Raw genomic sequence first — 26,163 nt, forward strand, 5'->3', positions numbered from 1 at the left:
GCCGGGGCCCGCGCCTGGAGTTACTGGGTGCGCTCCACCCGGATGCGGTTGGTACCGCGCTCGATGACGAGCGCGTCGCCCATGGGGACGTCCGCGCCCATCATCTCGCCACTGTAGTCGAACGAGGCCTCGGCCGTCCCGCCCGCCGTGACGGTCACGTTCGTCGTCATCGTGCCGAACTCTTCGTGCCACGCCGTCATCGTGTAGTCGCCGGCGGGGACGTTGGCGATCGAGTAGCTGCCGTCGGCGCCCGTCACCGCGAAGTACGGGTGGTCGACGACGCCGATGTACGCCTGCATCCAGCCGTGCACGTCACAGCGCACCGGAACCATCACCTCGGCCACCGCGAAGCGCTGCGTGCTCGTGATCCCCGCCCGGGGCTGGCTGATGTTGAAGCCGCGGTTCTCGGTCGGGGTGGCGTTGATGTTGTGGAGCAGGTTGTCGCTGTTCGAGATCTCGATGTCCTGCCCGCTCTGGACGCCGAGCACGTGCGGCGTGTAGCGGCAGTTCACCTGGTCGAGCGACGCGGCGCCCGACGCGGCCGGCGCGCCGGAGACTCCCTCGCTCAGGTAGACGAACACGTTGGCGAGGCCGCCGTTGGACACGAGGACGTTCTGGGCCATGGGCCCGTCCGCGCCGTAGCCGGCGGCGCAATCCGCCTCGGTCGACATGTCGATGGCCTCCATCGTCGGGACCATGCCGCCGGTGAAGTTGGCCATGCCCGAGATCGTACCCACCGTGGACGGATCCACCGCGGCGGCGGCCGGAGCCGCTTCGCCCGCGTCGTCCCCCGCCCCTTCGGACGATCCGCCGCCACCGCCACCACAGGCGGCCATCGCCGCGACGGCCAGCAGGGCGGCCGAGCGGTTCCAGAAATGCGATCGCATTGACTTACCTCCGTACGAGAAGCTGTTGCGCAATTGGCTGTTGAGAGCCCTTCCCCGTTGCTTCATCGATCCCTCCGACGATCCTGGGCCCGGCGCACGAGAACGAGACCGAAGGCCCCAGTCAAGAGCATGGCCAGCAAGGGCGTCACGACGACCGTGCTGGATGCCGGAGGTTCGAGGAGAATGTAATACCACGTGCTCACGGAACTCCGCTTTCCGACCTCGGCGCTGGACCCATCCCACGCCTGGAAAGCGATGGGCGTCGGAGTGCCCTCCACGAAGTCGAGGCCGTCGCTTTCGACCTCGATCGGGCGGCGGACATAGAGCGTCCAGCGTCCTTCCTCCCACGTCGCCTCTCCCGCCACCGGATCCTCGGCGAGCGGTTCGACGGAGTCCAGGCCCCGGCCGCGTGCCGCGCCGACGCCGGTCTCCGAATCCCACGTCCAGAGGTAGACCGGCTCGCGGGCGTCCCCCATCAGGAAATAGGGCCGGTCGGTGCCCTCGGGCAGTTCGAAGGGGAACTGGAGGAACACGGCGTCCGGGGGCCGCACGATCGGCGCGCCGGCGCTGTCGAGGGCGATCGGCTCCGCGCCGTCGAGGTCGAGCGCGGCCGTGATCTTGTTCTGCCACTCGTCCCAGTTCGGGTCGGGACTGTTCGACGGGTCGTTCCACTGCACGCGCAGCGCCATGTCGTTTCCGTCGTGAAGCCCCTGCACCCAGAGGCCGTCGACGGTGGGCGCGAAGTTGCGCGGCAGCTGGACGACCTGGCCCGACAGCGGGAAATGGAAGGCCTCGACGCCCGCCCAGGCCTCTTCCCCGCCATCGGCCGGAAGCCCGCCCTCGGCACGCCCCACACGGACCACCTCCCGCAGCGGCGGCATCTCGCGCGGCCCGAACGAGGCGAGATAGTGCGCGAGTTGCCAGACCTCATCGGGCGAGACGACGCCGGAGTTCATGGCGTCGATCGCCGACGGCATCGGCGTGCCGTCCAGCCCCGTCAACATCCTGGTGTGCATGTCCTCGACGCTGCTGCCACCGTTGAAGACCCACGCCTCCGTGAGGTCGGCCGCACGAATGGGGAGACCCCGCCAGTCCTCCAGCGTCGGCGCCGAGGTCCCGTCGCCCCGCCCGGACAGGCCGTGGCACTCTTCGCACAGCATCGTGAGATACGCCGCCGCCCCCGCCTCGATCGCCGCGGGACCGCCGCCGGGATCCGACCCGAAGTCCAGCGGCTCGGGGGCGGGACCCTGGGCGAAGAACCTCGAGAAGCTCTTCAGGTAGACGATGACGTCGTCGATTTCCTGGTCCGTGAGATTGGGCCAGCCCGGCATCGTCGTGCCGGGGAGGCCGTTCTCGATCGCGAACCGGATGTCGGCGTCCGTCGGGAGCTGTCCGCTCCCGGTCGTCCGGATCTGGTAGAGCGCCTGCGCGAAATCACGCGGCCGCGGCAGCATCGACGCGGCGGCCGAGCCATCCCCCTGCCCGGTTTCGCCGTGACACTCCGCGCACCAGCGGTCGTACACGACCTTGCCCGCGGCGGCCGCATCTTCCTGCCCCGCCAGCGCAGGCGGCGTGGCCGCGAAGAGGGCGAGGAGCACGATTCCCGTTCCGCGCGGCGCCTTCATTCGTGCCCCCCTTCCCCTTCCTCTTCCCACGTGCGCGGCGGGAACCCCGTCTGGTCGTAGAGATAGAGGATCGTCGCCCAGATCTCGTCCTGTTCCAGGATCGTCTCCCAGGCCGGCATCGCCGAGTCCCACGGCGTCCCCTCGCGCGGAAGGCCGGGGCCGCCCTTGACGATGCGCCAGAACACGTAGCTCTCCGTGAGCTGGGGCAGGTTGCCCGAACTCGTGAAGTCGGCGGGTACCGGGTTGAAGGCCTGCGCGTAATGTCCCTGGCCGTCGAGCAGGTCGCCGTGGCAGGGCACGCAGTTTCGCACGTAGATCCGTTTCCCGACCGCCAGGTGCTCTTCCATGGCGCCTTCCTCGCGCAGCGGGTTCTCGAGCCCCGTCAGTTCGATCGTCTCGCCCCGGAAGGTGAGCTGGTTCGGCGGCGCCGGGTGCACGGCCCGCAGCGTGGCGGGCGCGGCGTAGCTCGGCTTCACGCGCTCGTAGGCGAGCCAGCCGATCAGGACCGGGAAGGCGACCATGAGGATGCCGCGCAGCGTCCGCCGGTCGGGCTGCACCATCGTCGCGCGGATCGGCTCGCGGAAGCGCTGCCATCGCTCCTCGTCCGCGCTCATGTACAGGAGGACGCCGACGAGCACGATGAGCATGTACTCGAGGATGACGGAACTCGGGACCGGTGCGCTCGCCACGCCGACCACCGGGAGCACGTATCCGATCACGTACTCGAACGCGACGTAGGACGCCACGACCACGATCGCGCCCTGCCAGAACGGATGGGACAGGTAACGCTTCATCGGCTACCTCCCGCGCTGTCGGGCGGGACTTCGGCCGCGTCGCCGGGCGCCTCCGCGCCGGCTCCCGAGCCGCCCACGAAGAAATCCACGAGCACATCGAGTTCCACCGGAGACATGAGATCGCCGAAGATCGTCGGCATCGTCCCGGCGAAGGTCGAGTATTCCTCGTTGATCGTCGCCATGGGATCCACGATCCCCTCGAGGACGAAGGCGGGATCCTGTCCCCGCAGGTCCTCGAAGGGGGGGGCGATCATGGCGCCCTCCCCGCCGAGCGCGTGGCAGGCTAGGCAGCCCTGCGCCGTGATCAGCGCGACCGGGTCGACCTGGCTCGGGTCGGTGACGGCGACAGGCGGCGGAGCGGCTGCGGCCGCGTCGTCGGCCGCCAGCGCCGCGGCGAAGTCGTCCGCGTTCACCGTGATCTCGCCGCCCTGCGATTCCAGAAAGGCGACGAGCGTCCACAGTTCGGCCTGCGACGAAACGATGCTCTGATCGATCATGATGGGGTCGAAGCCCTCCACGATGTAGGCCGTCGGGTTGACCAGAGACTCCCACAGGTAGTCCTTGCAGCTCTGCCCGGCGACGCGCGTCGCGCACACGCTGCCCACCACCCCGAGGAGATCCGGGGCGCGCGTGCCGAGGCCGTGGCACGCCGTGCAGCCGCCCGCCCCCGCGTAGATCTCCTCGCCGATCGCCGCCAGCTCCTCCGGCGGCATGTCCGCGCTGAGCACGATCTCCCTGGGGACCGCCGACTGCACCTGCGGGATCACGTTCGCCACGAAGGTGAACACCGCCAGCGTCGCCACGACCGTGAACAGGATTTTCAGGTTCGTCATCTATCCTCGCCTCGCGTCATCCCCTTTCGAAACCCCGCTCAATCCACGTCGCCCAGGGCCGGCGACGGCATCGGCTCCCCGAGCGCCGCGTGCCCCTCCGTACCCTTCGCTTCCGCCTCGGCCTCCTGGTAGACGGAACGTTCGGCCAGTCCGCCGAGCCAGAAGATGAACCCCACGAGCCCGAAGAAGATGAGCACGCAGATGCTGATGATCGTCGCCGCCGGCCCGAGCGCCGGCGTGAACGCCTGCTCGCTCGTGTCCCGGATCACCTCGTAGACATGCCAGTGCTGCCGGATCCCGCTGCGGGCGAAGCCCATCAGCCCCATGAGCCACGTGAACGTCACGGCCAGGATGAGGAGCGCGTACTGGGACCGGTCCGGCATCCGCCCCCACCGGATCTCGCCCCGGGATCTGGCGCCCCGCAGCATTGCCATGTCGATCCCGATGACGAAGAGGATCGTCGCCAGGACCGCGAGCACCTGGTAGACGGAGAAACCGATCCGCACGATCGCGGTGACGAAATAGCCGTACACGCCGTAGAACACGACGACGACGGCGCACAGCGCGAAGGCCGCCCCCTGCAGCATCGTCCCCGCGCGCGCCCACGGCACCACGGGATCCTTGTTCGCCCTCCGGTACATGAGGAAGGAGAGGAACGTCGTCAGGATCATCAGGTTGACGGCCGTGTTCTTCGCGCTCATCACGCCGAGCACCTGCAGGAACGGGTGCCGGATCCCTCCCATCGCCGCGATCTCGTCCCGGTCGGCGATCATCGTGTTCGGCGTGGCCCACACGATGACCCCCAGCACCAGCACGAGCAGCATCCACTTGATGTAGGGCTGGAACCGTTCCGCCCCCGGGATCCGTCCCATCCCGATCCACAGGTAGTAGTTGCCCGCGAGGAAGAGGATGCCGATGAGGAAGGCCTGGATGATCCAGAGCCAGCTCATGAAGCCGCCCATCATCGTGATGCCCATCTGCTGGCTGAACTCGTAGATCTCGCGTCCGAGCCAGTACCCGGCGAAGGGGAGGACGATGAGCGCGCCGATCGCAATGAGGTTGCCGGTGTAGCCCATCCAGTCGTAGTGCGCGCGTTCCTCGTCGGTCCTGCTCGTGAGGAAGCGGTACGCCGCGTAGGCGCCGACGATCGCGCCGCCGAAGACGACGTTCGCGAGCAGCCGGTGGATGTTGATGGGCATCCAGGTCGCGTTGTTGATCGCGCTCCACAGCTGGACGGTCTGGGGCGCCGTGTCCGCCGTGAGTCCCTCCGGAGGGCTCATCATGTAGGTGAGCCACCCGTTCGCGATGAACATGACGATCGTGCCCCAGATGTTGAGCATGATCCCCAGGCACCAGTGCACCTTCTTCGCGGCGCCCTTCTTCCACGCGTCCCACCCGTAGTAGTAGAGGTAGAGCGTGAACGATTCGAGGAAGAAGAGGCCCGCGTACACCCACATCGACGGAGCGAAGATCGCCGTGAGGTACGCCCAGAAGCGCGGGTAGAGCGTCGAGAGGAAGAAGACGAGGATCGCGCCCCAGATCGCGGTCGCGCTGTAGGCCACGAGCAGAAGGCGGGTGAATTCCTTCGCGAGCTTGTCGTACTTCTCGTCCCCTCCGAACATCCCGATCGCCTCGATGACGACGGCGAACATGGGCACGCCGAGCACGAAGGCCGCGAACAGCAGGTGGAGCTGGGCCGCGATCCAGACCGCTCCGCGCCGGTCGAGTCCAAGGAAGTTGAACTCCCCGTAGTCGGGCCCCGGCGCCTGCGCGAGGAGCGGGATGGCGACCGCCAGTGCGAGGGCGGCGAGCAGTGCGCCGCGGGTCACGACACCCCGGGTCATCCAACGCTTCATCGCTGTTCCCCCCGTCCCGCGCTCCGCCGACTCCGGGCGAAGAAGGGCATCCGTTTCGAAAAGTCCACCGGCATGGCGCGGCGGACCTCGGTCATCACGTCGAGCGTCACTTCGGCGTGCCCGCGGTCGCGCGCGAACTTCTCCACCCGCTCCGCCACCACGCCGCGCACGAAGCTGGGGATGGCGCCGAGCCGCGCCTCGGCCTCCGCGCTCCACCGAAGCTTCTGCTCGGCCGCCGATCCGTACGTGACCGGCCGGCTCGGCTCGATCGCGTCGGCGATGCCGGGCGCCGGCTCGTACGCGCACGAAGGATCGGGACCGAGCAGGTCGCCGTCCTCCGCGTACGCGCGGGCGCGGCAGCCGCCGCAGAGCGCGCGGTACTCGCAGCGCCCGCACTTTCCGCCCGGTTCGCCGTCGCGCAGCAGGCGGAAGACGGTCGCCTCCCGCCAGATCTCGCCGAAGGACGCCTCGGAGAGGTCGCCGGCCACCTCCGGCATGTACGGGCACGGCGTCACCTTGCCCTCGGGCGTGATGCGGCAGTACTGGACGCCGCAGGGGCAACGCGTCCGGTAGTTCAGGAGCGGAGAGTCCGGATCCCGTTCGTACACATGCCGCATGAGTTGCGGCTGGCACTTGGAGCGGATCATGAGCCGCCCGCGGTAGTCTCGCTGGAGTTCGGCGAGCCGGGCCACGATCTCGTCGTTCTCCGCGGGAGCGAGGCCGCGCATGCCCTCTCCCCTGCCCGTCTCGACGAGGAAATAGACGTTGAGGCAGACGGCGCCCTTCGAATCCGCCCATGCGGCGACGGCGTCGAGTTCGCCCCGGTTCCCGCGCGTGACCGTGAACTGGATGAGGAAGTCGAGGCGGTGCTCCGCCAGCCGGTCCACCGCGCCGAGCGTGTCTTCGAGCGCACCCTCGCCGTGCCGGAAGCGGTCGTGATAGCGCGGGTCGAGGGAGTCGACGCTCAGGGCGACGCCCTGCACGCCGGCCGCCTTGAGCGAGGCGATGCGTTCATCGGTGAGCCCGGTTCCGTTCGTGCCCACCGTCACGGTGGCGCCGCGTTCGGAGGCGTAGGCCGCGATCTCCTCGAGATCGGAGCGCACGAGCGGCTCCCCCCCGCTGAGGATGAGGAGGGGCGATGGACTCACTTCGAGGACCTGATCGACGACGCGGAAGCATGCTGCGGTATCGAGTTCGTCGTCGGACCCGTGCCACGATCCGGCGGAGATATAGCAGTGGGAGCAGGCGAGATTGCAGCGGCGCGTCAGGTTCCAGGCGACAACGTGCGGGATGGCGACATCGGGTTCGGTGCGCGGCGACGCGGCGGCGGGGGCGCCGTCCCAGAGCGAACCGGGCACGGCCGGGCTCCGGTGCGCGACAGCTTCCGCGGCCAGCGGAGCACCGGTCACTTCGAGTGCGACCCCTGCTCCGAAGCGGGACGGGCGTCCGCTCCCGACTCCTCTCCGAGTTCCGTGCGGGCGAACTTCTCGACGGCCGCGCGGGCATCGTCGGGCGAGACCATCTTGAAGTCGACGGGACAGTCCTCCGCCTGCTGCTCGATGTCGCGGATGGGACAGCGCGTCACCCCGGAGGCCTTCGCCTCCTCGATGAAGCGCTTCATCTCCTCGCTCATCCCGTCGACGCCGGCGGCCTCGGCCCGCGCCTGCTTCGCCTTCAACTCGTTGAACATCACGAGCATCGTGTCGAGGTCGAACTCGTCGGCCGCGATCATCGCGTCCTTGTTCTCGTCCATCACGACCGTGGTCACGCGCCACATGCCCTGGTCGCGGGCGAAGCGCTCCACCGTATTCCGGGCGAGGGGACGCGCGATCAGCGGCACGCGCCCCAGGCGTTCGAAGGCCTCGTGCGTCCAGACGATCGGGTCGGCGGCCGTGCGGTCGCGGGGGATCTGGTTGTCCGTGACCGGACACTTTGCCATCACGGGGAGCGGGGACTCGAAGGCGTCGGCGTCGCTCGTCTCCACGACGGTGCGCTTCATCGCCTCATCCGCCTTCACCTCCGCGAGGGCGAGTTCCTCCGCATCGCCGATCCCCATCACGAGCTGCATGTGAGTCGGGAGGAGCTTCTTGATCGCCTCGTCGAGGCGCTCGTTGGTCACGACGGGCAACTGGTCCCGGTTCCAGAGTTCCTCCTTCTCGCCGTTCGCGCGGCCGTTGGCGGCCTGTCCGACCTCGGCGATCGAAGGTGCGGCGCCGGCCTCGAGGGCTTCGCGCGCCACTTGCGCCGTGCCGTTTGTCGCGGTCTCGGCCGCCTGGTACTTCTTCTCGTCCTTCGGGTTCGGGACGAAGGCGGCCGCGTAACGGCTCCCCGGTCCATAGTGTTCGAGGACGAACTCCTCGACGGCCTTGCGCGCGATCCCGAGGGCGAACGGCGGCACGCGCAGGATCCTCACCTCCGCCTCGGGCGCCCACTCGAGCCCGGCCTCCCCGTCCTCCTCGATCCAGGGAATCTCCTCCGGGCGCACCTGCTCGGTCCCGATGAGGAGCACGTTCGCGTCGGAGAGGTGGACGAGATTGTCGGCCTGCGACCCCAGATCCGTGCCCTCGATCCGGTGCGAGCCGTGGCGAGCCACGACGATGAGGGACGGATCGATCTCTTCGGCCCACTTGAGGAGCGCGTCGAAGGGCTTCCCGATGAGGACCTGGGTCTCGATTTCGACTTCGGGATACTCGCTCGCCATCACCTCGGCCCGCTTGATGTTCGCCTTGCAGAGGCGGAGGAGGCCCTTGTCGATGATGTTGTTGTGGAGTTCTTCCTGTTCCTCGAACTTGAACACCTTCGAGGCCTGGACGGAGAGCACGTCCTTGATGTTGTGGAAGACGACGTGGTGGTACTGCACGTCGAAGGCGCTCGCGATGTAGACCTTGGCGCCGTACTCGCGGGCCATCTCGAGCGCGATCCGCAGCCCCTTGTACGCGTAGGCCGACCCGTCCACACCGACGAGCCACTTGCCGCCTTCGAGCGGCCGGTCGTCGCGGATGATGAGCGCGTCCTTCTCGATCCCGCGAAGAGAGCGTGCGACGACGCCGCCGAGTCGGCTCCGCTCCTGCCGTCCCAGGCCGTGAGCGCCGATCGCGACGAGGTCGTACTCGCGGCCGGATGTGCCAGCGAGCTTGTCCTCCTGTTCTTCGTCCTCGGCCAGCAGGCGGCCGTTCTCGCCCAGCTTGACGTCCGTGCGCTGCTTCTCGCTGCCGTCGTAGTTGTGGGCGATGTTGGGATCGAAGCCGATGAGGCTCGGGAGGCGCCCGCCGCCGCGGTTCGCCTCGTTGATGATCTCCTCGTAGTTAATGCCCTCGAGGAGCTGCCGCGTGATGGTCACGCCGGCTTCGCTACAGCGGCGGTGGAGCTGGTCGAGGAAGCTGTCGGAGATGAGCTGCAGCCCCTTCTCGATCAGCTTGTCGTGGATCTTGCGCTGCCTGCGGATCTCCGCCGGTTCCTGGAACTGGGCCGGCAGCCCGATTTCGAGCTGGCGGAACCGGATGTCGTGGAGGCGCGCGGCGTAGACGTGAGAGCCGGTGATGCGGCCCCCGAAGCGAGCGCAGAGTTCGATGGCGCGGTCTACGGCCCAGTCCGACTCGCGCGAGTTATCGACCGGGACAAATACCTCTCGATACATGGCGCTCCGATGGACGGCGTACTGCGGCCGGTTCACGCTTCTCGCGCCAGCCTCGCCCGGGTGCGAAGCCCGGATATACGCAGTCCGCGAAGATCGGCCACGGACAAGGAATTCTGCGATGCTGGTTCAAGGCTTTGGGGACCCCCGGAGGTCCGGACCCCCCGCTTATGGGCCAAGAAGTTGCGGTTGACCAAGTGGAAAGTCAAACGCGGACACTAGGTGTTGGGCCAGCGGAGGCGGCGGCTCCAATCCGAGGCGAAAATCGCGGCGCCGAAGGTGAAGCCGGCCGCGACGAGAAGGCCGCGGAGCCAGGCCGATTCGTCCATGGACATCGACCCGACGGCGGCCCCCAGGGCGGCCCGAAGCGGGGTGTAGGGATTCCAGTCGGCGACGAACGATGTCCAGCCGGGCCCGGGCGTCCGGAAGAAACCGGCGAAGTGCAGCAGAAGGAGGGACAGCGCCGCGGAAGCGAGCGCCGCCTCGGCGAGGGATCGAACGGCGGCGGCCACGAGGGGGCCGAGGAGATTGGCGAACCAGAGCGTCGCGACGGTCGCGAGGAGAACGACGGGGGCCGCCCGCAGGCCGCCGGCCGACCACAGGAGGACGAACAGGGTCGGAACGAGTTGCACCGTGTCGATCGCGGTCCCGGCCAGAGTCCTCTCCAGCAGCCAGCGGAGAGCCGGATACCCCGCGCGCAGGATCTCATCGAGCCAGCCGTCCCGTGCATCGCGCACAGCCGGGATCGCCGAGCCGAACGCTCCGAAGAAGACGATGAACACGCCGAACACGGCGACACGGTGCGGCGCCGCCGCTTCGCTCAACGCGACCGGCGCGAGAAGGAGGAGCGGCACGGCCACGTTCCAGGCGAAGAGCCGGCGCCGACTGAGAGCCGAACGCCACGCCAGACGCCAGATGGTCACGCGGTCTGCTCCGCCGTCTCGTCGAGATCCCGTCCCGTCAGGATCACGAAGGCGTCCGCGAGGCCGGGCTCCCGCACGTCCACGGAGGCGACGGAGGCTCCGGCGCGCAGCACCCACGCGAGCGTCTCCGGGAGGGCGCGGCCCGGGTCCCCGACCTCGAGGAGCAGGCTGCCTTCGCCCCAAGAAGCCGGACGTACGCCCGCCGGAGCGGACCCGAGGGCATCGCGGTCGGGACGTCCTCCCGCCGCGAAGCGGATCTCGACCCGCGGGCGGACCCCGATCCGTTCGAGGAGCCGGGACGGAGTGTCCGCCACCTCGCAACGCCCGTCGACGATGAAGGCCACGCGGTCGCAATGCGCCGCGGCGAAGCCGGGGTCATGGACGGAGAGCACGGCGGTGCCGCCGTCGGCCCGGTGGTCGGCGAGCGCCGCGGCGAACGCCGCGCGGCCTCCGGGGTCGAGGCCGGCCAGCGGTTCGTCCAGGAGAAGCAGCCGGGGTCGCGCGCCGAAGGCGGCCGCGAGGGCGAGGCGTCGGCGCATCCCGCTCGAATAGGTACCGGCCGGACGGTTCGCGTCGCCCGAAAGGCCGAAGCGCTCGATCCAGGCGTCGGCCGCGGCCCGGGCCTCCCGAGGCCGCGCGCCGTGAAGTTCGAGCAGGGTGGCCGTGTTCTCGCGCCCGCTGAGCCAGCACCGCAGGGCCGGCTGATCCGGGGCGAGCCACCGCTGACGGGCGCCGTCCACCGAGGCATCTCGCCGGAGGCGCGGGACCGGGTCGCCCGCGAGGAGTCGGAGAAAGGTGGATTTGCCGCACCCATTCGGGCCGAGGAGTCCGAATCGTTCTCCGTCCCGGACCTCCAGCGAAAGTTCCTGAAGGGCGGCACTCCCATCGGGGTAGGTGTAGCTGAGGCCCCGCGCCGCGACGAGCGGCGGAACGGCGGGGCGGGTCAAGGGACGATCTCGATCCCGTCCTCCCAGACGGTGATCGCATCGACCGGGCAGGACGCGCACGCCTCCAGGAAACGCTTTCTCGACGCATGTTCCGGGGTCGTGAACACGGCCACGCCGTCCTCGTCGAGGTCGAACGCCTCCGGCGCTTCCTCGATGCAGTCGCCGAACCCGACGCACAGGTCGCGGTCCACCACGGCCCGGACGCCGTGAACTTCCCGTTCGACCAGCGGGTCCGGGGCGCCTTCCATCACATCCCCTCCAGTCCGAGATCCGTGCGCGCGCGGTCCATGACGGCGGGGGTCATCTCCTCGATTCCCCGCTCCCTGGCGTAGTCGGTGTAGATCTTCTTCACCATCCCCCGGACGAAGGAGGGGACGTGACCGAGCCGCTCCACCGCCTCCACACTCCATCGTACGGCCCCCGGACTCGCCGCGGCGGGCGACTCGAAGGCTTCGTCCCTGCCTGTGGCCACCCCGCTGCGAATGCCCTCGAAGTTCGCGTCGGGCACCGTGCGGCCGCCCACCTTCACGCCGAGGGAGCTGACGAGTTGCGTCTCCATGGGGTTGGCCAGCATCGCCGTCTTCCGTCCACAGTCCGGACACTTGAATACGGCGGCCATCGTACCGTCGCCCGGGACGGCGCGTTCGTCGAACGCCATCTGCCGGTCGCATTCGAGGCAGAGGAACTTCACAGCTCTTCCGCCAGGCGCCCGAGCGCCTCCGCCGCGGGTCCGGTCCCCGCCACCCACGGATCGAGGCGGCCTCCGTCGGCGGCGGCCCCCAACTCGGGGTCGAAGGGGAGTCGGGCGAGAAGCGGGACGTCGAAGCCTTCCGCAAGATCTTCGCCCGCGTCGCCGGCATGCAGCGGGACGAGGGTTCCGCAGGCGTCGCAGAGGACTCCCGACATGTTCTCGATCACGCCGAGCAGGCGCAGGCCGCGTGTCCGCGCCATGTCCAGCGAGCGGGTCACGGAGTCGCGCGAAGCCGCGGTCGGGATCGTGACCGTGAGGACGCCCGTCAGTTGGGGGACGAGGACGTGCAGCTCGGCGAGACGCTGGGTACCCGGCGGGAGGTCGACAAGGAGGACGTCCAGTTCCCCCCACGCGACATCCGCGAGGAACTCCCGCAGCGCTCCACGCTCCTGGGCGCCGCGCCAGACGAAGCCGGCGTCGGCGGGTTCGCGCCAGGCCAGGGCCCGCTCCGGCTCCAGGAGGAGCCCCATCGACATGACGCGCACGCCGGCCGGCGAGGTCGGCGGCTCGAGTCCGTCCCGTCCCTCCACAAGCGCCCCCGGTTCGATGCCCAGAAGGCGGGGAACGCTGGGACCGTTCAGATCCGCGTCGATCAGGCCCACGCGACGCCCCCGGCGGGCCATCGCCGTCGCGAGAAGGGCGGAGATGAGGCTCTTCCCCACCCCGCCCTTGCCGCTCATCACGGCGACGACCCGTGCCACCAACGCCAGTCGGGCGGACACGCGTTCGTCCTGCGCCGCGATCTGATCGGGCAGATCCGAGTGCAGTTCGTCGACTTCGTGATAGGTGCGGATTCCGGAGTTCATCGGGGGTGGAAGCTCCCACCGGGCCTGTCAAGGGTCAACAGCGTCACCGACGGCCTCACCGGGACGACGTTTCGAGGTTCGCCTCGCCATCGTACGATGTGTGGCGGTCCCAGCGCCGTCCACCGTGAACGGAACGTCTCATGTCGATCATTGGCTTTCACCGCTTCCTCATCGCCACGGCCATCGTGTTCTGCGCCGTCTTCGCCGCGTGGGAGTTCCGGATCTTCGCGAGCGCCGGCAGCGTCGGGGCGCTGCTCATCGGCGTCGCTTTCGCCCTCGCGGCGGCCGGCCTGGCCTACTATCTCGCCAACCTGACCAGGTTCCTGAGCGGAACGTGGCGCGACTCTCCGTGGCGCCGGGAGCGGTGAGGCGCAGGTTCGGCAGGGTGGCGCTTCGGTAGACGGCGTGCGCGACGGGAGCGAGGAACGGGTGGGCGGAGGCCGGCCGGTCGTCTTGTACGTCGCGGGGGCCGCGTTCCTCTTCGTCATCGCCGTCGTCGTGGCCGGCTCGTTCGTGAGACCCGATCCGCTGACGTTCATCCCCACGCCCATCGCCCCGCAGCCTCCGGTGGATGGGTTCGTGGTGGATACGGTGACGATCGATGCGCGGGACGGCTCGCAGTGGGTCCACTTCGATTTCGACAAGAGGAGCGCGGTCGATGGGCCGCTCGCGGGCTGGGATCTGGCGCTCAACCGCTACCACGTCGTCGTGAACGGCGGAACCGGATATCCCGGAGCCGGCGGCGCCATCGCCATCGGCGCGCCGTGGGAGGCGGTGACGGAGGCCCCGGCGTCCGGGTATGCAACGACGGAGCGCGCGCTGGAGAACGGCCCGGCAACGCCCGGGCTCGAGCGCTGGTATCGGTACGGGTTCTTCTCCCACCTCCTCGAGCCGAAGGACGAGACGTACGTGATCCGGACCGCGGAGGGGCGCTACGCCAAGCTGAGGATCCTGAGCTACTACTGTCCGCAGGCGACGCCGGGGTGCATGACCCTCGTGTACGGATACCAGGCCGACGGTTCGCGCCGCCTCACCGGCTGAGTCGCCGCGCCCGCTCCACGAGGCGGGACGCTCCCGCCTCCAGCATGCGTTCCGCCAGACGCCGGCCGATGGCGAGGGCCGACGAGCGAGGCCCGGTCTCGGCGGCTTCGACCGGCGGACCGCCGTCCACGTCGTAGACCGCCGCGCGGAGGCACAGGTCCTCCCCGCACGGAAACGCACGGGCCGCGATGGGGACCCGGCACCCCCCCTCGAGCGCCGCCAGGAGCGCACGTTCGGCCGTCACCTCCACGCGCGCAGTCGGATCGTCGAGCGCCTGCACGCGGGCAGCCATGCCATCCTCGCCGGCCCGACACTGGAGCCCGAGCGCACCCTGTCCGGGGGCGGGCAGCCAGCCGTCGTCCAGGAGGTGTGCGCCGCCCGGCCACAGGCCCAGGCGCCGGAGCCCGGCTGCCGCCAGGACCACCGCCTCGAAGGGGCCGTCTTCCAGCTTGCGGAGCCGCGTGCCGACGTTCCCGCGGATCGGCCGCGGATCGAGGTCGGCCCGGGAAGCGCGCAGTTGCGCGGCGCGGCGTAGCGACGACGTGCCGACGCGCGCCCCGGCGGGGAGGCGCCGGAGGATATCGCCCCGGCCGTCATCCGCCGCGGCGGAATCCAGCGAATCGCGGACGACAAGCACATCGCGCGGATCTTCGCGGGACGGAACCGCGCCCAGCATCAATCCATCGGGGAGGTCCGACGGCAGATCCTTCAGGGAGTGCACGGCGACGTCGATCTCCCGCTCGCGGAGCGCGCGTTCGAGGTCTTCCGTGAACAGCCCCTTCCCCCCGATCTCCGGCAGCGGCGTCCCGGGATCCCGGTCCCCGGCGGTGGTGATGAATCGGTATTCGATGACCAGCTCCGGCCAGCGTTCGCGCAGTCGTTCTCCCACCCAGGTCGCCTGCGCCCGGGAGAGCGGCGACCGGCGCGCCCCGACCACGAGCGGCACCTTCAGCCCACGAGCGACGAGTAGGTCCCGCGTCCCACCGCGCAGAGGCGCCCCTGGTCGTCGTGCACGTCGACGTCGGACACCGAGATCGTACGGCCGTAACGCCGCAGGCGGGCTGTGGCCAGCAGATAAGGCCCGGTGCAGGGGCGCAGATAGTCGACCCGCAGCGAGATGGTCGGGACGCCGCCTCCGGCTCGCACCGCGACGACCATGTCCCCGGCGATGTCGATCAGCGACGCGACCGGACCGCCGTGATATCTGGTGCCGTCGCCGCGCGTCAGCTCGAGTTGTTTGGGCATCCTGAGGACCGCGGTGTCCTCACCCAGCTCCTCGAGCGTGACGCCGAGTGCAACGATCGCCTCCTGGCCGGCGAGGATGGACTCGATCAGGGCCCAGGCGCTCGAATCCCGAACCCCGTCGGTCCGCGCCGCGCCGGACGTCGTCATGGCGGTGGCGGGACGCTCGTGACAGGCGTGCTCGCGTAGTAGAGGAGCAGGAACACCAGGAGCAGGATGGCGACCCAGATGACGTTGGTGCCGGTGGGCCAGGTGCGCCCCAGCACGCCGGTCGGCCCCATGTAGCGCCGTGCCGATCCGATCGCGCTGTCGGCCGCGGCCACGGAGCGCGCCGCGACGGCATCGCGCAGCCGCGACGCAACGCCCCCGGCCGCGAGCGCCAGGCCCTTGCCGAAGCGGCGATAGAACCAGTCCGCATCGAGGTTCGTCGAGGGCAGCTCGTGCGGCTCGCGGTCCGACAGCCTGAGCCACACGAAGGCCAGCACGGCGAAGAAGAGGAGCTGCAGCTGGCTGATCACGTGCGCGGAAGTGAACGGCACGTACGTCACCTCGTACGGCAGGTTCGGATACAGGAACAGGGTTGGCCACGACCCGTTGAGAATGCACAGGAAGGCCGCCATCCCCATCGCGATGAGCATGCTCGTGGGCGCCTCCTTCGTGCGGATCCCGGAATCGGGGCCGAAGAAACCGTAGAACGGGATCTTGATTCCCGCGTGATGGAGCACGCCGGCGGAAGCGAAGAGGAGGAAGAGCCACACGACGTCGAGGTTCTGCTCCAGCGCGGCCGCCATCACCATCGACTTGCTCACGAATCCGCTGAAGAGCGGGAAGGCGGAGATGGAAGCGGCGCCGACGATGCACAGGCCCGCCGTCTTCGGCATGCTCTTGTAGAGTCCGCCAAGCTCGCTGCACTTCGTCGTCCCGGCGCGGTAGAGGAGCGCGCCCGTCGACATGAAGAGGAGCCCCTTGAAGAGCACGTCGTTGAAGGCGTGCGCGACCGCCCCGTTCACGGCCATTTCGGTGCCGATCCCGACGCCGCACACCATGAAGCCGATCTGGTTGATCATGCTGTAGCCCAGCACCCGGCGCAGATCGTTCTCGATCACGGCGTAGAAGATCGGGAACATCGTCATCACGACGCCGACCCAGATCAGCAGATCCTCGCCCTGGTATCCCCGCGCCAGGGTGTAGACGGCGACCTTCGTCGTGAAGGCGCTGAGGAAGACGGCCCCGCTGTAGGTGGCCTCCGGGTAGGCGTCCGTGAGCCAGTTGTGGAGCAGCGGGAAGGCTGCCTTGATCCCGATTCCGAGCAGGATCAGCTTCCCGCCCAGCGTCTCCGTCCCCATGTGGTCGAAGGCGACCGACCCCGTGGCGCGCGCGTGGGCGATGATCCCGGCGAGCAGGATGACCCCCGACCCGACCTGGATGATGAGGTAGCGGATGCCCGCCCGGTACGACCGTTCCGTGCCGCGCGCCCAGACGAGGAAGACGGAACTCAGCGCCAGGAGTTCCCAGAAGACGAAGAGGGTGATCAGGTCGCCGGCCCCGACCGCTCCCACCGCGGCGCCCGCGTAGACGAGCGCCGAGGCGTCCTCGAGCGCGCTTCCGCCGCGCCGGGCGAAGATGAGCCCGATGAAGGCGGCGATGTGGAAGAGCCACCCGAAGATCCGGCTCAGCCCGTCGATCCGGACGAGGGTCAGTTCGTAGGAGAAGATCGAGACCTGCCCGAATTCCCCCTCCCCCAGCGCGAGAAGCGCGGCGAGGCTTCCGACGGGCAGGAGAAGGACCCAGCCCGTGCGCGCACGACCCCGGAGCAGGGGCACGAAGAGCGCCCCGAGGATCATCACCGCTGCGGGAGGAAGGCTACCGATCATAGTAGTCCTCGTCCCGCATCACGCCCTTCCGGAGCAGCTTCGCCGTGTAGACGATCGCCGTGTAGGCGAGGAACCCGTAAACGGCGTAGAACTCGGGGAAACCCTCCCAGCTGCGCTCCGGGTGGCGCAACTCGAAGCCTGTCATTCTGTAGATGATCGGGTTCGCGACGTCGAGCGCGAAGACGACGGCGCAAACGACGATGAGGATCGCGATCAGGCGCTTCCAGCGCTTCGGGTCGTCGAAGTAGTGCCTGCCCCGGTCCTTCACCTGCCCGCTCATGTCGCGCTTGTCAGAGGCCATGGTCTACCCTCCGCCCAGGGGGATGAGCAGGCGATACACATCGTCCGCGAGGAAGAAGAGGACGATGCAGCCGAGCGCCGTGAAGGAGAGAGCCGCGACGCAGAACGCCGGCGCCTCCTTGAAGCGCGGCGGGTCCGACCCGTCGGCGGGTTTCGAGAAGAACGCCCGGATGGGGATCGGCACGAGGTACGCGATGTTCAGCAACGAACTGACCATGAGGACGGCGACGAACAGCATCTGCCCGGCGTCGAGCGCGCCGAGCGCGAGATACCACTTGCTCCAGCTCCCGCCGAGCGGCGGGACGCCGATGACGCTGAGAGCCCCGATGAGAAACGCCGCCATCGTGATCGGCATCGCGCGGCCCAGCCCGCGCATGTCGCTTATCTCCGTCTTGTGCGCCGCGACGTAGATCGCGCCGGCGCAGAAGAAGAGGGTGATCTTGCCGAACGCGTGCATCGCGATGTGCATGCTGCCGCCGACCACGCCCCAGGTGTTCGCGAGCGCCGCCCCGAGGACGATGTAGGAGAGCTGGCTCACCGTGGAGTAGGCGAGGCGCCGCTTCAGGTTGTCCTGCGCCATGGCGACGAGCGAGCCCGCGATGACGGTGAAGCCGGCGGCGTACATGAGCCAGACGCTGATCCCCGTCGTGGTCAGCAGATCGAGGCCGAAGATGTAGATGACGACCTTCATGATCGTGAACACGCCGGCCTTCACGACCGCGACCGCGTGGAGGAGCGCGCTCACCGGCGTCGGCGCCACCATGGCGGCGGGAAGCCAGCGGTGGACCGGCATGAGGGCGGCCTTCCCCGTCCCGAAGACGAAGAGCGCGAGCAGGACGAGGAGGACGCCGTCCTCCGCCCGCCCGGCCAGGATGCCCCCGACGCGGAAGTCGAGCGTGCCCGAAAGGACCCACGTCCACGCGACCGCGAGGAGGAGGAACGCGACGGACGTGGTGACGAGGATCCCCAGATACGTGCGGGCGCCCTTCATCGCCTTCGGCGTCCCGTGGTGCGAGACGAGCGGGTAGGTCGAGAGCGTCAGCACCTCGTAGAAGAGGAACAGCGTGAGCAGGTTGCCCGCGAGCGCCACGCCCATCGCGGCGCAGATGGAGACCGCGAAGCAGACGTAGAACCGCGTCTGGTTCGCCTCCCCGTGTCCCCGCATGTAGCCGATCGAATAGAGCGAAGTGACGATCCAGAGCCCGGAAGCCACCAGGGCGAAGAGCATGCCGAGGGGCTCCAGCCGGAGCACGAGGGAGAGGCCTCCGGGGAGGAGCCGCACCAGCAGGACGCCGGGGGTCGCGCCGGCGAGGACGTGCGGCAGCAGCGACGTCACGAACCAGAAGAGCGCGACGCCGGTCGCGAGGGTCACCGCTTCCCGCACGTTGGGCCACCGGCCGAACAGGGCGATGAGCACCGCACCGGCGAGGGGGATGACCAGCGCCAGGTGCAGCGGCACGAATCCGCTCACGGGAGCCCCCGCAGCACGGCCTCGGCCGCCTGCTCCGCCACGCCCGCCGAGTAACGGGTGTAGATGCCGAAGAACACAGTCGCCCCGAGCAGCGCCCAGGTCGGAACGAGCATGGCGAGCGGCGCCTCGCGCGCCTCGAGGGCCCGCGCGCTCGGTTCGTGGAAGAAGGCCATCTCGACCACGCGCCACACGTAGACGAGCGCGAGGAGCGAACTGAGGAGCAGGAGGACGGCGACGATGAGGCTGTTCTGTTCCAGCGCGGCCTGGATCAGGTACCACTTGCTGATGAAGCCGGCCGTCGCGGGCACCCCGATGAGGCCCAGACCCCCGAGGGCCCACGCGGCCATCGTCCACGGCATCGCGCGCCCGATCCCGGCCATTTCATCGAGGTCGACCGAGTGCAACCGCAGCATCACGCACCCCATCGCCATGAAGAGCCCGCCCTTGATGAGCGCGTGGTTGAACAGATGGACGATGCCGCCCGTGAGCCCCGTCGCGGTCGCGAAGCTGATGCCGAGCACCATGTAGCCGATCTGCGCGACCGAGGAGTAGGCGAGCATGCGTTTCACGTTGCGCTGGAAGATCGCCACTGTGGAGGCGACGAAGATCCCGGCCAGAGCCAGCGGCATGAGCGCACGTCCGAGTCCGAGTTGTTCGAACGAGAACTCGAGGCCGAACACGCTGAACATGAAGCGCAGCAGGATATAGACGGAGACCTTCGTGGCCGTGGCCGCGATGAAGGCGCTCACCACCGATGGCGCGTACGCGTAGGCGTTCGGGAGCCAGACGTGGAGCGGGAAGAGCGCCATCTTGAGCGCGATCCCGACGGTGAGGAAGCCGAAGGCGACGAGCGCGGTCCGCACGCCTTCCGCGGCGGGAAGCCGCTCCGCCATGTCCGCCATGTTCAGCGTCCCCGTCATCTGGTACATGAGACCGATGCCGATGAGGATGAACGTGGCCCCGATCGTGCCCATCACGAGGTACTGGAACGCCGCGGGCAACGCCTGCCGGCGACCCCCGAGGGCGATGAGTGCGTAGGACGAGAGCGCCGAGACCTCGAGGAAGACGAAGACGTTGAACAGGTCCCCGGTGATCGCGATGCCGAGCAGCCCCGTGACGCACAGGAGATAGAGGGTGCAGAAGAGATAATGCCGGCTGGCCGGAATCTCGTCGGTGAGGCTGCGCGGCGCGTAGGTCAGGACGAGGGCGGCGATCCCTGACACGAAGAGGAGGACGAAGGCGGCGAGCGCGTCGACTCTGTACTCGATCCCCCACGGTGCCGCCCAGCCTCCCAGCTCGTAGCTGATGACGCCCGCCTCGAGCACGTCGCCGAGGAGGAATACGGAGACCAGGAAGGTGAGCCAGCAGACGCCGGTCGCGAACGGGAGAACCAGCGAGCGCCGCCGCAGGATGATGCAGAGCGGAGCCGCGAGAAGCGGGATGACGACCTGCAGGACCGGCAACTGCGCCTGGATCGCCTGGCTCATCGAGCCTCGTCCTGCGCCTGGATTTCATCCTCTTCGATCGTCTCGTACGCCTCGCGGATGCGCACGACGAGCGAGAGGGCGACGGAGGTCGTCGCGACGCCCACGACGATCGCCGTCAGGATGAGGACGCTCGGGAGCGGGTTGCTGTAGACCTCGAAACCCTCGGCCATGATCGGCGCCGTTCCCCCGCTCACCTTCCCGACCGTGATGTAGAAAAGGAAGACGGAGCTCTGGAAGATGTTGAGTCCGATGACCTTCTTGATGAGGTTGCCGCGTGAAATGACGATGTAGAACCCCATCATCATCAGGAAGATGACGACCCAGTAGTTGTAGAGGCCGAGGACGGTTTCGGTCATGCGCGCCCCCGCCCGGCGAAGGTCGAATAGATCGCGATCATCACCGCGGCGACGGTCATCCCGACGCCCAGTTCGACGACGAGGATCCCGTAGTGCTGCCCCGTCGAGGGGTGCGCGGGGTTCAGGGCGTCGTAGTCGAGGAAGTTCCCGCCCATGAGCATCGCCACGACCCCGGTGCCCGCGTAGACGAGCACGCCGGTCGCGATGACAAGTTCGACCATGCGGGCCGGGGCGACGCGGCGCACCGCGGTGAGCCCGAAGATGAGCCCGTAGAGCACGAAGCCGGCCGCGAAGATCACCCCCGCCTGGAATCCGCCGCCCGGACCGTAGTCGCCGTGGAACTGCACGTAGAGGGCGAAGAGGAGGACGTACGGCAGCAGGAGCTTGCTGACGACGCGCAGGATCGTGTGGTCCGTCATCCCGCGTCCTCCCCTCCCCCGCCCGTGGGCCGGCGCTTGCGGCTCCCCCGCAGGAGAGCCAGCACGGCGATCCCGGCGGTGAAGATCACGACGGTCTCGCCGAGCGTATCGTAGCCCCGGTAGCTCGCGAGCACCGCCGTGACCACGTTCGGCACGTGGATGTCGTGCTCCGTGCGCTCGACGTAGGACGGGTGCGGATAGTTGCTGGCCGGAGCCTCCGGATCGCCGAAGTGCGGCATGTCCAGCGTCCCGTAGACGAGCGCCGCCCCGGTGACGGCGACGATGAGCAGCGGGAGCGCGGGTCGTCGAACGGGGACCTTCGCCTTGCGCGTCGTCAGCGCGAGCGTCGCGAGCGCGAGGATGGTCGAGATCCCGGCCCCGACCGAGGCCTCCGTGAAGGCGACATCGGGAGCATCGAGCAGGAGCATCCACGAGGCGCCGAGGAAGCTGAAGATCCCCATCAGCATCACGGCTGCGAACAGGCCGCGCATGCGCACGACCGCGACCGCCGTCGCACACAGAAGCGTGAGCAGGAGCGCCGTGACGATCTGGACCTCGAGGGCTACGAACTCGATGTCGCCTCCTTCGTCTCGTCGACGTCCGGCCGGAGCCCGGTCTCGAGCGCCGCGTTGGCGAGTGCGTGGGTGGCCGTGGGGCTCGTGATCCAGAGCAGGACGAGGATTGCGACGAGCTTCACCGTCACGGTCCAGTCGGGCGAGAGGAACATCAGCCCGGTCAGAATCAGCCCCGCCCCCAGCGTGTCCGTGACCCCCGCGCCGTGGATGCGAGAGAAGAAATCGGGCAGGCGGACAATGCCGATCCCGCCGATGACCGCGAAGATCGCGCCGGCGATCACGAGTACCGAACTCACGATCTCGAGGATCATGACGTCCTCTCGCGGTCCGGGTCCGCGAAGTTGCCGTACTTCGAGAATCTCAGCACCGCGATGACGCCGATGAAGTTGATGAGGGCGTACAGGAGCCCGACATCGAGAAAGTGCGGCCGGCCCGTTACGAACCCGATCGCGGCGATCAGGAGGACGGTCTTGGTGCCGAACACGTTCAGCGCGAGAATCCGGTCGAAGACCGTGGGTCCCTTCCCCGCCCGCACGAGCGCGAGTCCCATCGTGACGATGATCGCGGCGACCGCGGCGGCGAGGATCATCCGCGTCCCTCGACCCGCCTGACCCGCCGGTCCATCTCCCCCGAGAGGACGCCGGCGGCCGCCTCCTCCGTCAGGGCGTGGACCGTGATGTGGTCGCCCTCCGTGTCGATCGTCACGGTACCGGGAGTGAGCGTGATGGAGTTCGCGTAGATGACCCGGCCGACGTCCGTGCGCTGTCCCGCCCGCACGCGGATCACGCGCGGACGGATCGGCAGCCCCGGCCTGAGGATGCGCACCGCGACATCGACGTTCGCCTTCACGATCTCGACGACGAGCCAGGGGAGGTAGCGGACGAGCCCCGCCGGCAGCTGGACCGGCAGACCCTCGTCGTCGACGATCCGCATGCGGAGCGAAATGAAGACGACGAGCGCGACGGACACGGCGCCGAGGCCCAGAAGGAGCGGCTTGTCGAAGTACCCCGACAGGAGGAGCCAGACGGCCGCCAGGATGGCGACGAGACCGGCGGCGTAGGTCACAGGTTCCGCGTGGCGGGTCGAGCGGCTTGCGGCATGTTGGCGCCCGGACGAGTTAGAGGTTGTCGGCCCGTGTGAACGAATCGACCACAGAATGGCGAACCCGTCGCGTGGGCGCGAGAGCTTCCCGCGCGATCGGTCCCGGCGGTCGACTCCGGTCAGTCTACCACTGAGATTGCGCCCCGTCGACGATCTGCTGGACGAGGTTCTCGAGGGCGACGATCAGGGCCTGGTCTTCGGTTTCGTTTCCGGGTTCGTACTCCCCCGTGCCGGTCAGGCTCTGATTTCCCCAGATGATGAGGTTCTCGGCCACGTCCAGAATCTCCACGGAGACGCTGACGGTCACGCGGCGCTGGAAGACGTCCGCGCCGACACCGCCGACGGCGTCGAAGTTGACCGCCTCATCGTTGTAGCGCCGGATCTGCGCCGTGATGACCGCGTCCGCTTCCTCCTCGGACGACAGCCGCAGCCCCAGCCGCTGGCGCGCCGCGGTGAGGAGTTCGTCCATCAGGGACTCCGCGATGCCGAACTGGGTGCTCTCGTTTTCGATCGGGGCGACCCAGACGGTGCGCATGTGGCTGGGCAGCCCGCCGCCGCCGGAGAAGCTGTAGCACCCCGCCAGCACCGTGAGCATCGCGATCGCGGCCATCGCTCCGGAGCGGAATCGGCAAGACATAGTTTTCCTCATCATATGGCTGTGATTGCGCCGTCGCGCTCAGTAACTCCCAACGTACCCCGCTCGAGTCCACGTTGTCCCGGTACCGGGCTTCCCGGGGCCAGCGGGGATCGCTCCCCCACTCGAGTTCGATCCATCGCTCGCGACGGCCCGCCCGCCGCTCATCGAGCCGGGTGAGCCGTCCGCCTTCAAGATAATAGCTTCGCGTCGCGCCTCCCTCGACCGCGAACTCGAGGACGCGGAGGCCGCGGACCTCGGACCCCCGGGCGGGGGGCATCTCGCCCGGCCGAAACACGCCCGCCATGGCGTAGAGGAAGACGGTCGGTGGCAGTTCGACGCCCTCGAGGTCACCGGACGTGGCGAGGACGCCGTCCACGAGCGTCGCCTGGAGACTCCCCTCCCCCGTCGAAAAGAGATCGAGACGAAAGCGGTCGGGAGGGTTCACCCGGGCGGCGCCATCGCCGCGGAAGCTCCCGCTTTCGCCGGCGTATTCCCACCTGAAGATGACGTGCATCGGCTGCTCCGTACCCGAGCTTGCGCGCGCCCGCCGGGCGACCTCTTCCGCGTCGGGCAGTGGGGCCCCGCGCTCGAAACCGCCGCCGCAGGCGGTGAGCGGCAGGAGGAGCAGCAGCCAGAAGGCGCGGGGCGCCGAAGCACGGTTCACGCGGCGGAATGCGGTGCGGCGACGGTCGGCAGTGTCTCCAACTGCCGCCTCACGGCCGCCGGAAACCGGTGGGGACGGCCTCGTGCGTCGGTACACACGAGGGTGGTGCGGGCGCGCGCGAGCGTCGCGTCGTCCGACGCGCGCGCGATTCGGTAGGCGAACACGACTTCACGGCTTCGGACGCGTTCGACGCCGGTGTGAATCCGGATGAGTTCGTCGTATTCGACCGGGATCCGGTATTCGACTTCGACCCGGGAAACCGGGAGCCAGAGGCCTCCGCGCTCGAGTTCCGCGTACGACACGCCGCGCTCGCGCATGAGCGCCGTGCGCCCGAGTTCGCACCACACGAGGTAGTGGCGGTGGTGCGCACGACCCATTTGATCGGTCTCGGCATACCGCACGCGCACTTCCGTCGTTCCGACTCCGTTTGCGTCTTTCACGCGCCCAATATGCTCCGGCGAGGCACCGGGTGTCGAACTCCCGGTGACGGGTTCGCCGCGGTCGCCGGCGGGTTTGACGCGCCGCGCCCCGCGCGCCGAGCTTCGGCCCATGTCTCAACGCACCGTCGTCGTGTCCGATATCCACCTCGGCGCCGTGGCCGAGGAGAACGCGCGCGCGTTTCTCGCCTTCCTCGAGGAGGCGGACCGCTGGGGCGACGAGCTTCTCATCAACGGCGACCTGTTCGACTTCTGGTTCGAATACGGTCAGGTGATCCCGCGCGGTCAGCTCGACGTGCTCACCCGCCTGCGGAGGCTCGTGGAAGGCGGCATGCGCATCCTGTTCATGGGCGGAAACCACGACGCGTGGGGGGGGAGTTTCCTCCGCGATGAAGTCGGGATCGAAATCCTCGCCGAGCCGGCGCGTCGACGCATCGGAGGGCGGCGTGCGTACATCGCGCACGGCGACGGACTCGGCCCCGCGGACTGGGGCTACCGGATTCTGCGCCGGGCCGCCCGCAGTTCGGTGGGACGCGGACTCTTCCGGTGGGTTCACCCCGATCTCGGGCTCCCCCTCGCCCGGCTCGCCAGCGGGACGCGGCGGGCCCAGGCAGGAGGGGCCGGGAAGGAATCGCCCCGGGCTTCGCTCCTTGCGCAGCACGCCATCGAGGTGCTGGCCGCTCACGAGGATGTCGACCTGGTCGTGTTCGGACACTCGCACCGGCCGGAAGTCGCGGAACTCGCCCCGGGGAGGTTCTACCTCAACTCCGGGGATTGGCTCCATCACAACAGCTTCGCCGTCGTGACGCCGGACGAGATCCGCCTGGAGTCCTACCGGAGACCCGGCGAAGGCTAGCACTCCGTGGCAAAACCCCTGCTGCGGACCGCTAGGGGAAATCGACCTTGAAACCGACGGCGATCCCGACGGATCCATCGGCGGGCGGGCCGATGGAGGGCTCGAAATCCCAGAACTGCGTGGACACCCACGCGTCGAGACCGCTCAGGAAGGCGATGAACCCGGCGAGGACGATCCAGTTTTCACGCTGCCCCGAACGGTTCGAGATCCGCTCTTCGTTCAGCGGCAGTTCCTCCTTGGCCGCGGAGAGCCGCGCGTCGGACTTGAAGACCATGAACAGAAAGACAGACTCCGCGGCGAAGTAGAAGGCGCCGCGCGACGGGCGCCCGACCTCCAGTTGTCCCCAGCCCGGGAGGATCAGTGAACGGCCGAAGGCGCCGAGCGGGGAGATGGGAGGAGGCCGGCCCGTGGTGTCGGCGGCGGGGGTCGCTTCGGCGGACACCGAATCGGCGACCGCGGGAGGCGGCGGGTCCTGCGCCCGCAGCGGCGACGGCTCCAGGGCGTGGCCGAGCAGGAGCACGGCCGCGAGCGCGAAGGTGGCGGGAACGTGTGGGAATCGAACCCACCCGGGACGCGCGAACGCCCCGTAACGGTTTTGAAGACCGCAGGCGACACCAGTCACCATCCGCTCCCGGTCATCCGTGTCG

The 26,163-nt window shown here is 68.9% G+C and carries 30 protein-coding genes and 1 tRNA gene; 3 read left to right on the forward strand and 28 right to left on the reverse strand.

The window, feature by feature from the left end:
* Window positions 1-20: 20 nt before the first annotated feature.
* The 12 genes from ACQY5G_RS12760 to ACQY5G_RS12815 form a co-directional block, all read right to left on the reverse strand.
* Entirely contained in the window at window positions 21-887 is an 867-nt protein-coding gene (locus tag ACQY5G_RS12760) for a carboxypeptidase regulatory-like domain-containing protein (protein WP_428274533.1), read from the reverse strand.
* Between the two features lie 62 nt (window positions 888-949).
* Window positions 950-2,512, reverse strand: a complete 1,563-nt coding sequence (locus ACQY5G_RS12765) for a c-type cytochrome (RefSeq protein ID WP_428274535.1) — start codon at window positions 2,510-2,512, stop codon at window positions 950-952.
* Complete coding sequence (locus tag ACQY5G_RS12770) at window positions 2,509-3,306, reverse strand: c-type cytochrome (RefSeq protein ID WP_428274537.1); 798 nt, start codon at window positions 3,304-3,306, stop codon at window positions 2,509-2,511. The genes ACQY5G_RS12765 and ACQY5G_RS12770 overlap by 4 nt, the downstream gene beginning before the upstream one ends.
* A complete protein-coding gene (locus tag ACQY5G_RS12775) occupies window positions 3,303-4,139 on the reverse strand; it encodes a hypothetical protein (RefSeq protein WP_428274539.1) in 837 nt (278 codons plus the stop codon). The genes ACQY5G_RS12770 and ACQY5G_RS12775 overlap by 4 nt, the downstream gene beginning before the upstream one ends.
* Window positions 4,140-4,177: 38 nt before the next feature.
* Entirely contained in the window at window positions 4,178-5,995 is a 1,818-nt protein-coding gene (locus ACQY5G_RS12780) for a cytochrome ubiquinol oxidase subunit I (protein WP_428274541.1), read from the reverse strand.
* Window positions 5,992-7,353: a radical SAM protein gene (locus ACQY5G_RS12785; protein ID WP_428274543.1), complete on the reverse strand. Its 1,362-nt coding sequence runs from the start codon at window positions 7,351-7,353 to the stop codon at window positions 5,992-5,994. The genes ACQY5G_RS12780 and ACQY5G_RS12785 overlap by 4 nt, the downstream gene beginning before the upstream one ends.
* Window positions 7,354-7,400: 47 nt before the next feature.
* Window positions 7,401-9,632 carry a universal stress protein gene (locus ACQY5G_RS12790; protein WP_428274545.1) on the reverse strand — a complete coding sequence of 744 codons (2,232 nt, stop codon included), beginning with the start codon at window positions 9,630-9,632 and terminating at the stop codon, window positions 7,401-7,403.
* A 215-nt stretch (window positions 9,633-9,847) separates the two neighbouring features.
* Window positions 9,848-10,552: an ABC transporter permease gene (locus tag ACQY5G_RS12795; RefSeq protein WP_428274547.1), complete on the reverse strand. Its 705-nt coding sequence runs from the start codon at window positions 10,550-10,552 to the stop codon at window positions 9,848-9,850.
* Window positions 10,549-11,499: an ATP-binding cassette domain-containing protein gene (locus ACQY5G_RS12800; protein WP_428274549.1), complete on the reverse strand. Its 951-nt coding sequence runs from the start codon at window positions 11,497-11,499 to the stop codon at window positions 10,549-10,551. The genes ACQY5G_RS12795 and ACQY5G_RS12800 overlap by 4 nt, the downstream gene beginning before the upstream one ends.
* The gene (locus ACQY5G_RS12805; RefSeq protein ID WP_428274551.1) at window positions 11,496-11,747 is read right to left on the reverse strand and encodes a ferredoxin; all 252 of its coding nucleotides are present in this window, start codon (window positions 11,745-11,747) and stop codon (window positions 11,496-11,498) included. The genes ACQY5G_RS12800 and ACQY5G_RS12805 overlap by 4 nt, the downstream gene beginning before the upstream one ends.
* Window positions 11,747-12,190 carry a PCP reductase family protein gene (locus ACQY5G_RS12810; protein ID WP_428274553.1) on the reverse strand — a complete coding sequence of 148 codons (444 nt, stop codon included), beginning with the start codon at window positions 12,188-12,190 and terminating at the stop codon, window positions 11,747-11,749. Before ACQY5G_RS12810 ends, ACQY5G_RS12805 begins: the two co-directional genes overlap by 1 nt.
* The gene (locus ACQY5G_RS12815; protein WP_428274555.1) at window positions 12,187-13,056 is read right to left on the reverse strand and encodes a P-loop NTPase; all 870 of its coding nucleotides are present in this window, start codon (window positions 13,054-13,056) and stop codon (window positions 12,187-12,189) included. Before ACQY5G_RS12815 ends, ACQY5G_RS12810 begins: the two co-directional genes overlap by 4 nt.
* 140 nt (window positions 13,057-13,196) lie before the next feature.
* On the opposite strand from ACQY5G_RS12815, the gene ACQY5G_RS12820 reads away from it, so the two are divergent.
* Window positions 13,197-13,424 carry a hypothetical protein gene (locus ACQY5G_RS12820; protein WP_420616733.1) on the forward strand — a complete coding sequence of 76 codons (228 nt, stop codon included), beginning with the start codon at window positions 13,197-13,199 and terminating at the stop codon, window positions 13,422-13,424.
* A gap of 37 nt (window positions 13,425-13,461) precedes the next feature.
* Window positions 13,462-14,097, forward strand: coding sequence for an HmuY family protein (locus tag ACQY5G_RS12825; RefSeq protein ID WP_428274557.1), 636 nt, complete (start codon window positions 13,462-13,464; stop codon window positions 14,095-14,097).
* Here ACQY5G_RS12825 and hemC read toward each other — a convergent pair.
* From hemC to ACQY5G_RS12895, 14 genes are all read right to left on the reverse strand, one after another.
* A complete protein-coding gene (gene hemC / locus ACQY5G_RS12830) occupies window positions 14,087-15,043 on the reverse strand; it encodes a hydroxymethylbilane synthase (protein ID WP_428274559.1) in 957 nt (318 codons plus the stop codon). The two genes, ACQY5G_RS12825 and hemC, sit on opposite strands and share 11 nt — an antisense overlap.
* 2 nt (window positions 15,044-15,045) lie before the next feature.
* On the reverse strand, window positions 15,046-15,489 hold the full coding sequence (locus ACQY5G_RS12835; protein ID WP_428274561.1) for a PaaI family thioesterase: 444 nt from the start codon (window positions 15,487-15,489) through the stop codon (window positions 15,046-15,048).
* A complete protein-coding gene (locus ACQY5G_RS12840) occupies window positions 15,486-17,213 on the reverse strand; it encodes a Na(+)/H(+) antiporter subunit D (RefSeq protein ID WP_428274563.1) in 1,728 nt (575 codons plus the stop codon). The genes ACQY5G_RS12835 and ACQY5G_RS12840 overlap by 4 nt, the downstream gene beginning before the upstream one ends.
* Window positions 17,203-17,514: a hypothetical protein gene (locus ACQY5G_RS12845; protein WP_428274565.1), complete on the reverse strand. Its 312-nt coding sequence runs from the start codon at window positions 17,512-17,514 to the stop codon at window positions 17,203-17,205. The genes ACQY5G_RS12840 and ACQY5G_RS12845 overlap by 11 nt, the downstream gene beginning before the upstream one ends.
* A gap of 3 nt (window positions 17,515-17,517) precedes the next feature.
* Complete coding sequence (locus tag ACQY5G_RS12850; protein ID WP_428274567.1) at window positions 17,518-18,984, reverse strand: monovalent cation/H+ antiporter subunit D family protein; 1,467 nt, start codon at window positions 18,982-18,984, stop codon at window positions 17,518-17,520.
* The gene (locus tag ACQY5G_RS12855; protein ID WP_428274569.1) at window positions 18,981-20,471 is read right to left on the reverse strand and encodes a monovalent cation/H+ antiporter subunit D family protein; all 1,491 of its coding nucleotides are present in this window, start codon (window positions 20,469-20,471) and stop codon (window positions 18,981-18,983) included. The genes ACQY5G_RS12850 and ACQY5G_RS12855 overlap by 4 nt, the downstream gene beginning before the upstream one ends.
* Entirely contained in the window at window positions 20,468-20,827 is a 360-nt protein-coding gene (locus ACQY5G_RS12860; protein WP_428274571.1) for a cation:proton antiporter subunit C, read from the reverse strand. The genes ACQY5G_RS12855 and ACQY5G_RS12860 overlap by 4 nt, the downstream gene beginning before the upstream one ends.
* On the reverse strand, window positions 20,824-21,246 hold the full coding sequence (locus tag ACQY5G_RS12865; RefSeq protein ID WP_428274573.1) for a Na(+)/H(+) antiporter subunit B: 423 nt from the start codon (window positions 21,244-21,246) through the stop codon (window positions 20,824-20,826). Before ACQY5G_RS12865 ends, ACQY5G_RS12860 begins: the two co-directional genes overlap by 4 nt.
* Window positions 21,243-21,737, reverse strand: a complete 495-nt coding sequence (locus ACQY5G_RS12870) for a DUF4040 domain-containing protein (protein WP_428274575.1) — start codon at window positions 21,735-21,737, stop codon at window positions 21,243-21,245. Before ACQY5G_RS12870 ends, ACQY5G_RS12865 begins: the two co-directional genes overlap by 4 nt.
* 71 nt (window positions 21,738-21,808) lie before the next feature.
* On the reverse strand, window positions 21,809-22,132 hold the full coding sequence (mnhG, locus tag ACQY5G_RS12875; protein ID WP_428274577.1) for a monovalent cation/H(+) antiporter subunit G: 324 nt from the start codon (window positions 22,130-22,132) through the stop codon (window positions 21,809-21,811).
* Complete coding sequence (locus tag ACQY5G_RS12880; RefSeq protein WP_428274579.1) at window positions 22,129-22,410, reverse strand: monovalent cation/H+ antiporter complex subunit F; 282 nt, start codon at window positions 22,408-22,410, stop codon at window positions 22,129-22,131. The genes mnhG and ACQY5G_RS12880 overlap by 4 nt, the downstream gene beginning before the upstream one ends.
* The gene (locus tag ACQY5G_RS12885; protein WP_428274581.1) at window positions 22,407-22,886 is read right to left on the reverse strand and encodes a Na+/H+ antiporter subunit E; all 480 of its coding nucleotides are present in this window, start codon (window positions 22,884-22,886) and stop codon (window positions 22,407-22,409) included. Before ACQY5G_RS12885 ends, ACQY5G_RS12880 begins: the two co-directional genes overlap by 4 nt.
* Window positions 22,887-23,046: 160 nt before the next feature.
* Window positions 23,047-23,559, reverse strand: a complete 513-nt coding sequence (gene lptE, locus ACQY5G_RS12890; RefSeq protein WP_419859887.1) for an LPS assembly lipoprotein LptE — start codon at window positions 23,557-23,559, stop codon at window positions 23,047-23,049.
* A gap of 660 nt (window positions 23,560-24,219) precedes the next feature.
* A complete protein-coding gene (locus tag ACQY5G_RS12895) occupies window positions 24,220-24,663 on the reverse strand; it encodes an acyl-CoA thioesterase (RefSeq protein ID WP_428274583.1) in 444 nt (147 codons plus the stop codon).
* A gap of 109 nt (window positions 24,664-24,772) precedes the next feature.
* Here ACQY5G_RS12895 and ACQY5G_RS12900 point away from each other — a divergent pair, with 109 nt between their 5' ends.
* Window positions 24,773-25,516 carry a UDP-2,3-diacylglucosamine diphosphatase gene (locus tag ACQY5G_RS12900; protein WP_428274585.1) on the forward strand — a complete coding sequence of 248 codons (744 nt, stop codon included), beginning with the start codon at window positions 24,773-24,775 and terminating at the stop codon, window positions 25,514-25,516.
* Between the two features lie 31 nt (window positions 25,517-25,547).
* On the opposite strand, the gene ACQY5G_RS12905 is transcribed toward ACQY5G_RS12900, so the two are convergent.
* Both ACQY5G_RS12905 and ACQY5G_RS12910 read right to left on the reverse strand, forming a co-directional pair.
* Complete coding sequence (locus ACQY5G_RS12905) at window positions 25,548-26,036, reverse strand: hypothetical protein (protein ID WP_428274587.1); 489 nt, start codon at window positions 26,034-26,036, stop codon at window positions 25,548-25,550.
* Between the two features lie 17 nt (window positions 26,037-26,053).
* Window positions 26,054-26,149: transfer RNA gene (locus ACQY5G_RS12910), tRNA-Sec, on the reverse strand.
* Window positions 26,150-26,163: the final 14 nt, after the last annotated feature.

The organism is Candidatus Palauibacter sp., assembly GCF_965261555.1.
Classification (GTDB): Bacteria; Gemmatimonadota; Gemmatimonadetes; order Palauibacterales; family Palauibacteraceae; genus Palauibacter.

Excerpts from the sequence above, each read along its gene's own strand:
- ACQY5G_RS12855 (WP_428274569.1), bottom strand. The coding sequence starts at position 20,471 with ATGAGCCAGGCGATCCAGGCGCAGTTGCCGGTCCTGCAGGTCGTCATC.
- ACQY5G_RS12840 (WP_428274563.1), bottom strand. The coding sequence starts at position 17,213 with ATGATCGGTAGCCTTCCTCCCGCAGCGGTGATGATCCTCGGGGCGCTC.
- ACQY5G_RS12900 (WP_428274585.1), top strand. The coding sequence starts at position 24,773 with ATGTCTCAACGCACCGTCGTCGTGTCCGATATCCACCTCGGCGCCGTG.
- ACQY5G_RS12865 (WP_428274573.1), bottom strand. The coding sequence starts at position 21,246 with ATGACGGACCACACGATCCTGCGCGTCGTCAGCAAGCTCCTGCTGCCG.
- ACQY5G_RS12770 (WP_428274537.1), bottom strand. The coding sequence starts at position 3,306 with ATGAAGCGTTACCTGTCCCATCCGTTCTGGCAGGGCGCGATCGTGGTC.
- ACQY5G_RS12860 (WP_428274571.1), bottom strand. The coding sequence starts at position 20,827 with ATGACCGAAACCGTCCTCGGCCTCTACAACTACTGGGTCGTCATCTTC.
- ACQY5G_RS12845 (WP_428274565.1), bottom strand. The coding sequence starts at position 17,514 with ATGGCCTCTGACAAGCGCGACATGAGCGGGCAGGTGAAGGACCGGGGC.
- ACQY5G_RS12760 (WP_428274533.1), bottom strand. The coding sequence starts at position 887 with ATGCGATCGCATTTCTGGAACCGCTCGGCCGCCCTGCTGGCCGTCGCG.
- ACQY5G_RS12790 (WP_428274545.1), bottom strand. The coding sequence starts at position 9,632 with ATGTATCGAGAGGTATTTGTCCCGGTCGATAACTCGCGCGAGTCGGAC.
- ACQY5G_RS12820 (WP_420616733.1), top strand. The coding sequence starts at position 13,197 with ATGTCGATCATTGGCTTTCACCGCTTCCTCATCGCCACGGCCATCGTG.
- ACQY5G_RS12805 (WP_428274551.1), bottom strand. The coding sequence starts at position 11,747 with ATGGAAGGCGCCCCGGACCCGCTGGTCGAACGGGAAGTTCACGGCGTC.
- ACQY5G_RS12775 (WP_428274539.1), bottom strand. The coding sequence starts at position 4,139 with ATGACGAACCTGAAAATCCTGTTCACGGTCGTGGCGACGCTGGCGGTG.
- ACQY5G_RS12765 (WP_428274535.1), bottom strand. The coding sequence starts at position 2,512 with ATGAAGGCGCCGCGCGGAACGGGAATCGTGCTCCTCGCCCTCTTCGCG.
- lptE (WP_419859887.1), bottom strand. The coding sequence starts at position 23,559 with ATGTCTTGCCGATTCCGCTCCGGAGCGATGGCCGCGATCGCGATGCTC.
- ACQY5G_RS12880 (WP_428274579.1), bottom strand. The coding sequence starts at position 22,410 with ATGATCCTCGCCGCCGCGGTCGCCGCGATCATCGTCACGATGGGACTC.
- mnhG (WP_428274577.1), bottom strand. The coding sequence starts at position 22,132 with ATGATCCTCGAGATCGTGAGTTCGGTACTCGTGATCGCCGGCGCGATC.
- ACQY5G_RS12780 (WP_428274541.1), bottom strand. The coding sequence starts at position 5,995 with ATGAAGCGTTGGATGACCCGGGGTGTCGTGACCCGCGGCGCACTGCTC.
- ACQY5G_RS12815 (WP_428274555.1), bottom strand. The coding sequence starts at position 13,056 with ATGAACTCCGGAATCCGCACCTATCACGAAGTCGACGAACTGCACTCG.
- ACQY5G_RS12870 (WP_428274575.1), bottom strand. The coding sequence starts at position 21,737 with ATGCGCGGCCTGTTCGCAGCCGTGATGCTGATGGGGATCTTCAGCTTC.
- ACQY5G_RS12835 (WP_428274561.1), bottom strand. The coding sequence starts at position 15,489 with ATGACGACGTCCGGCGCGGCGCGGACCGACGGGGTTCGGGATTCGAGC.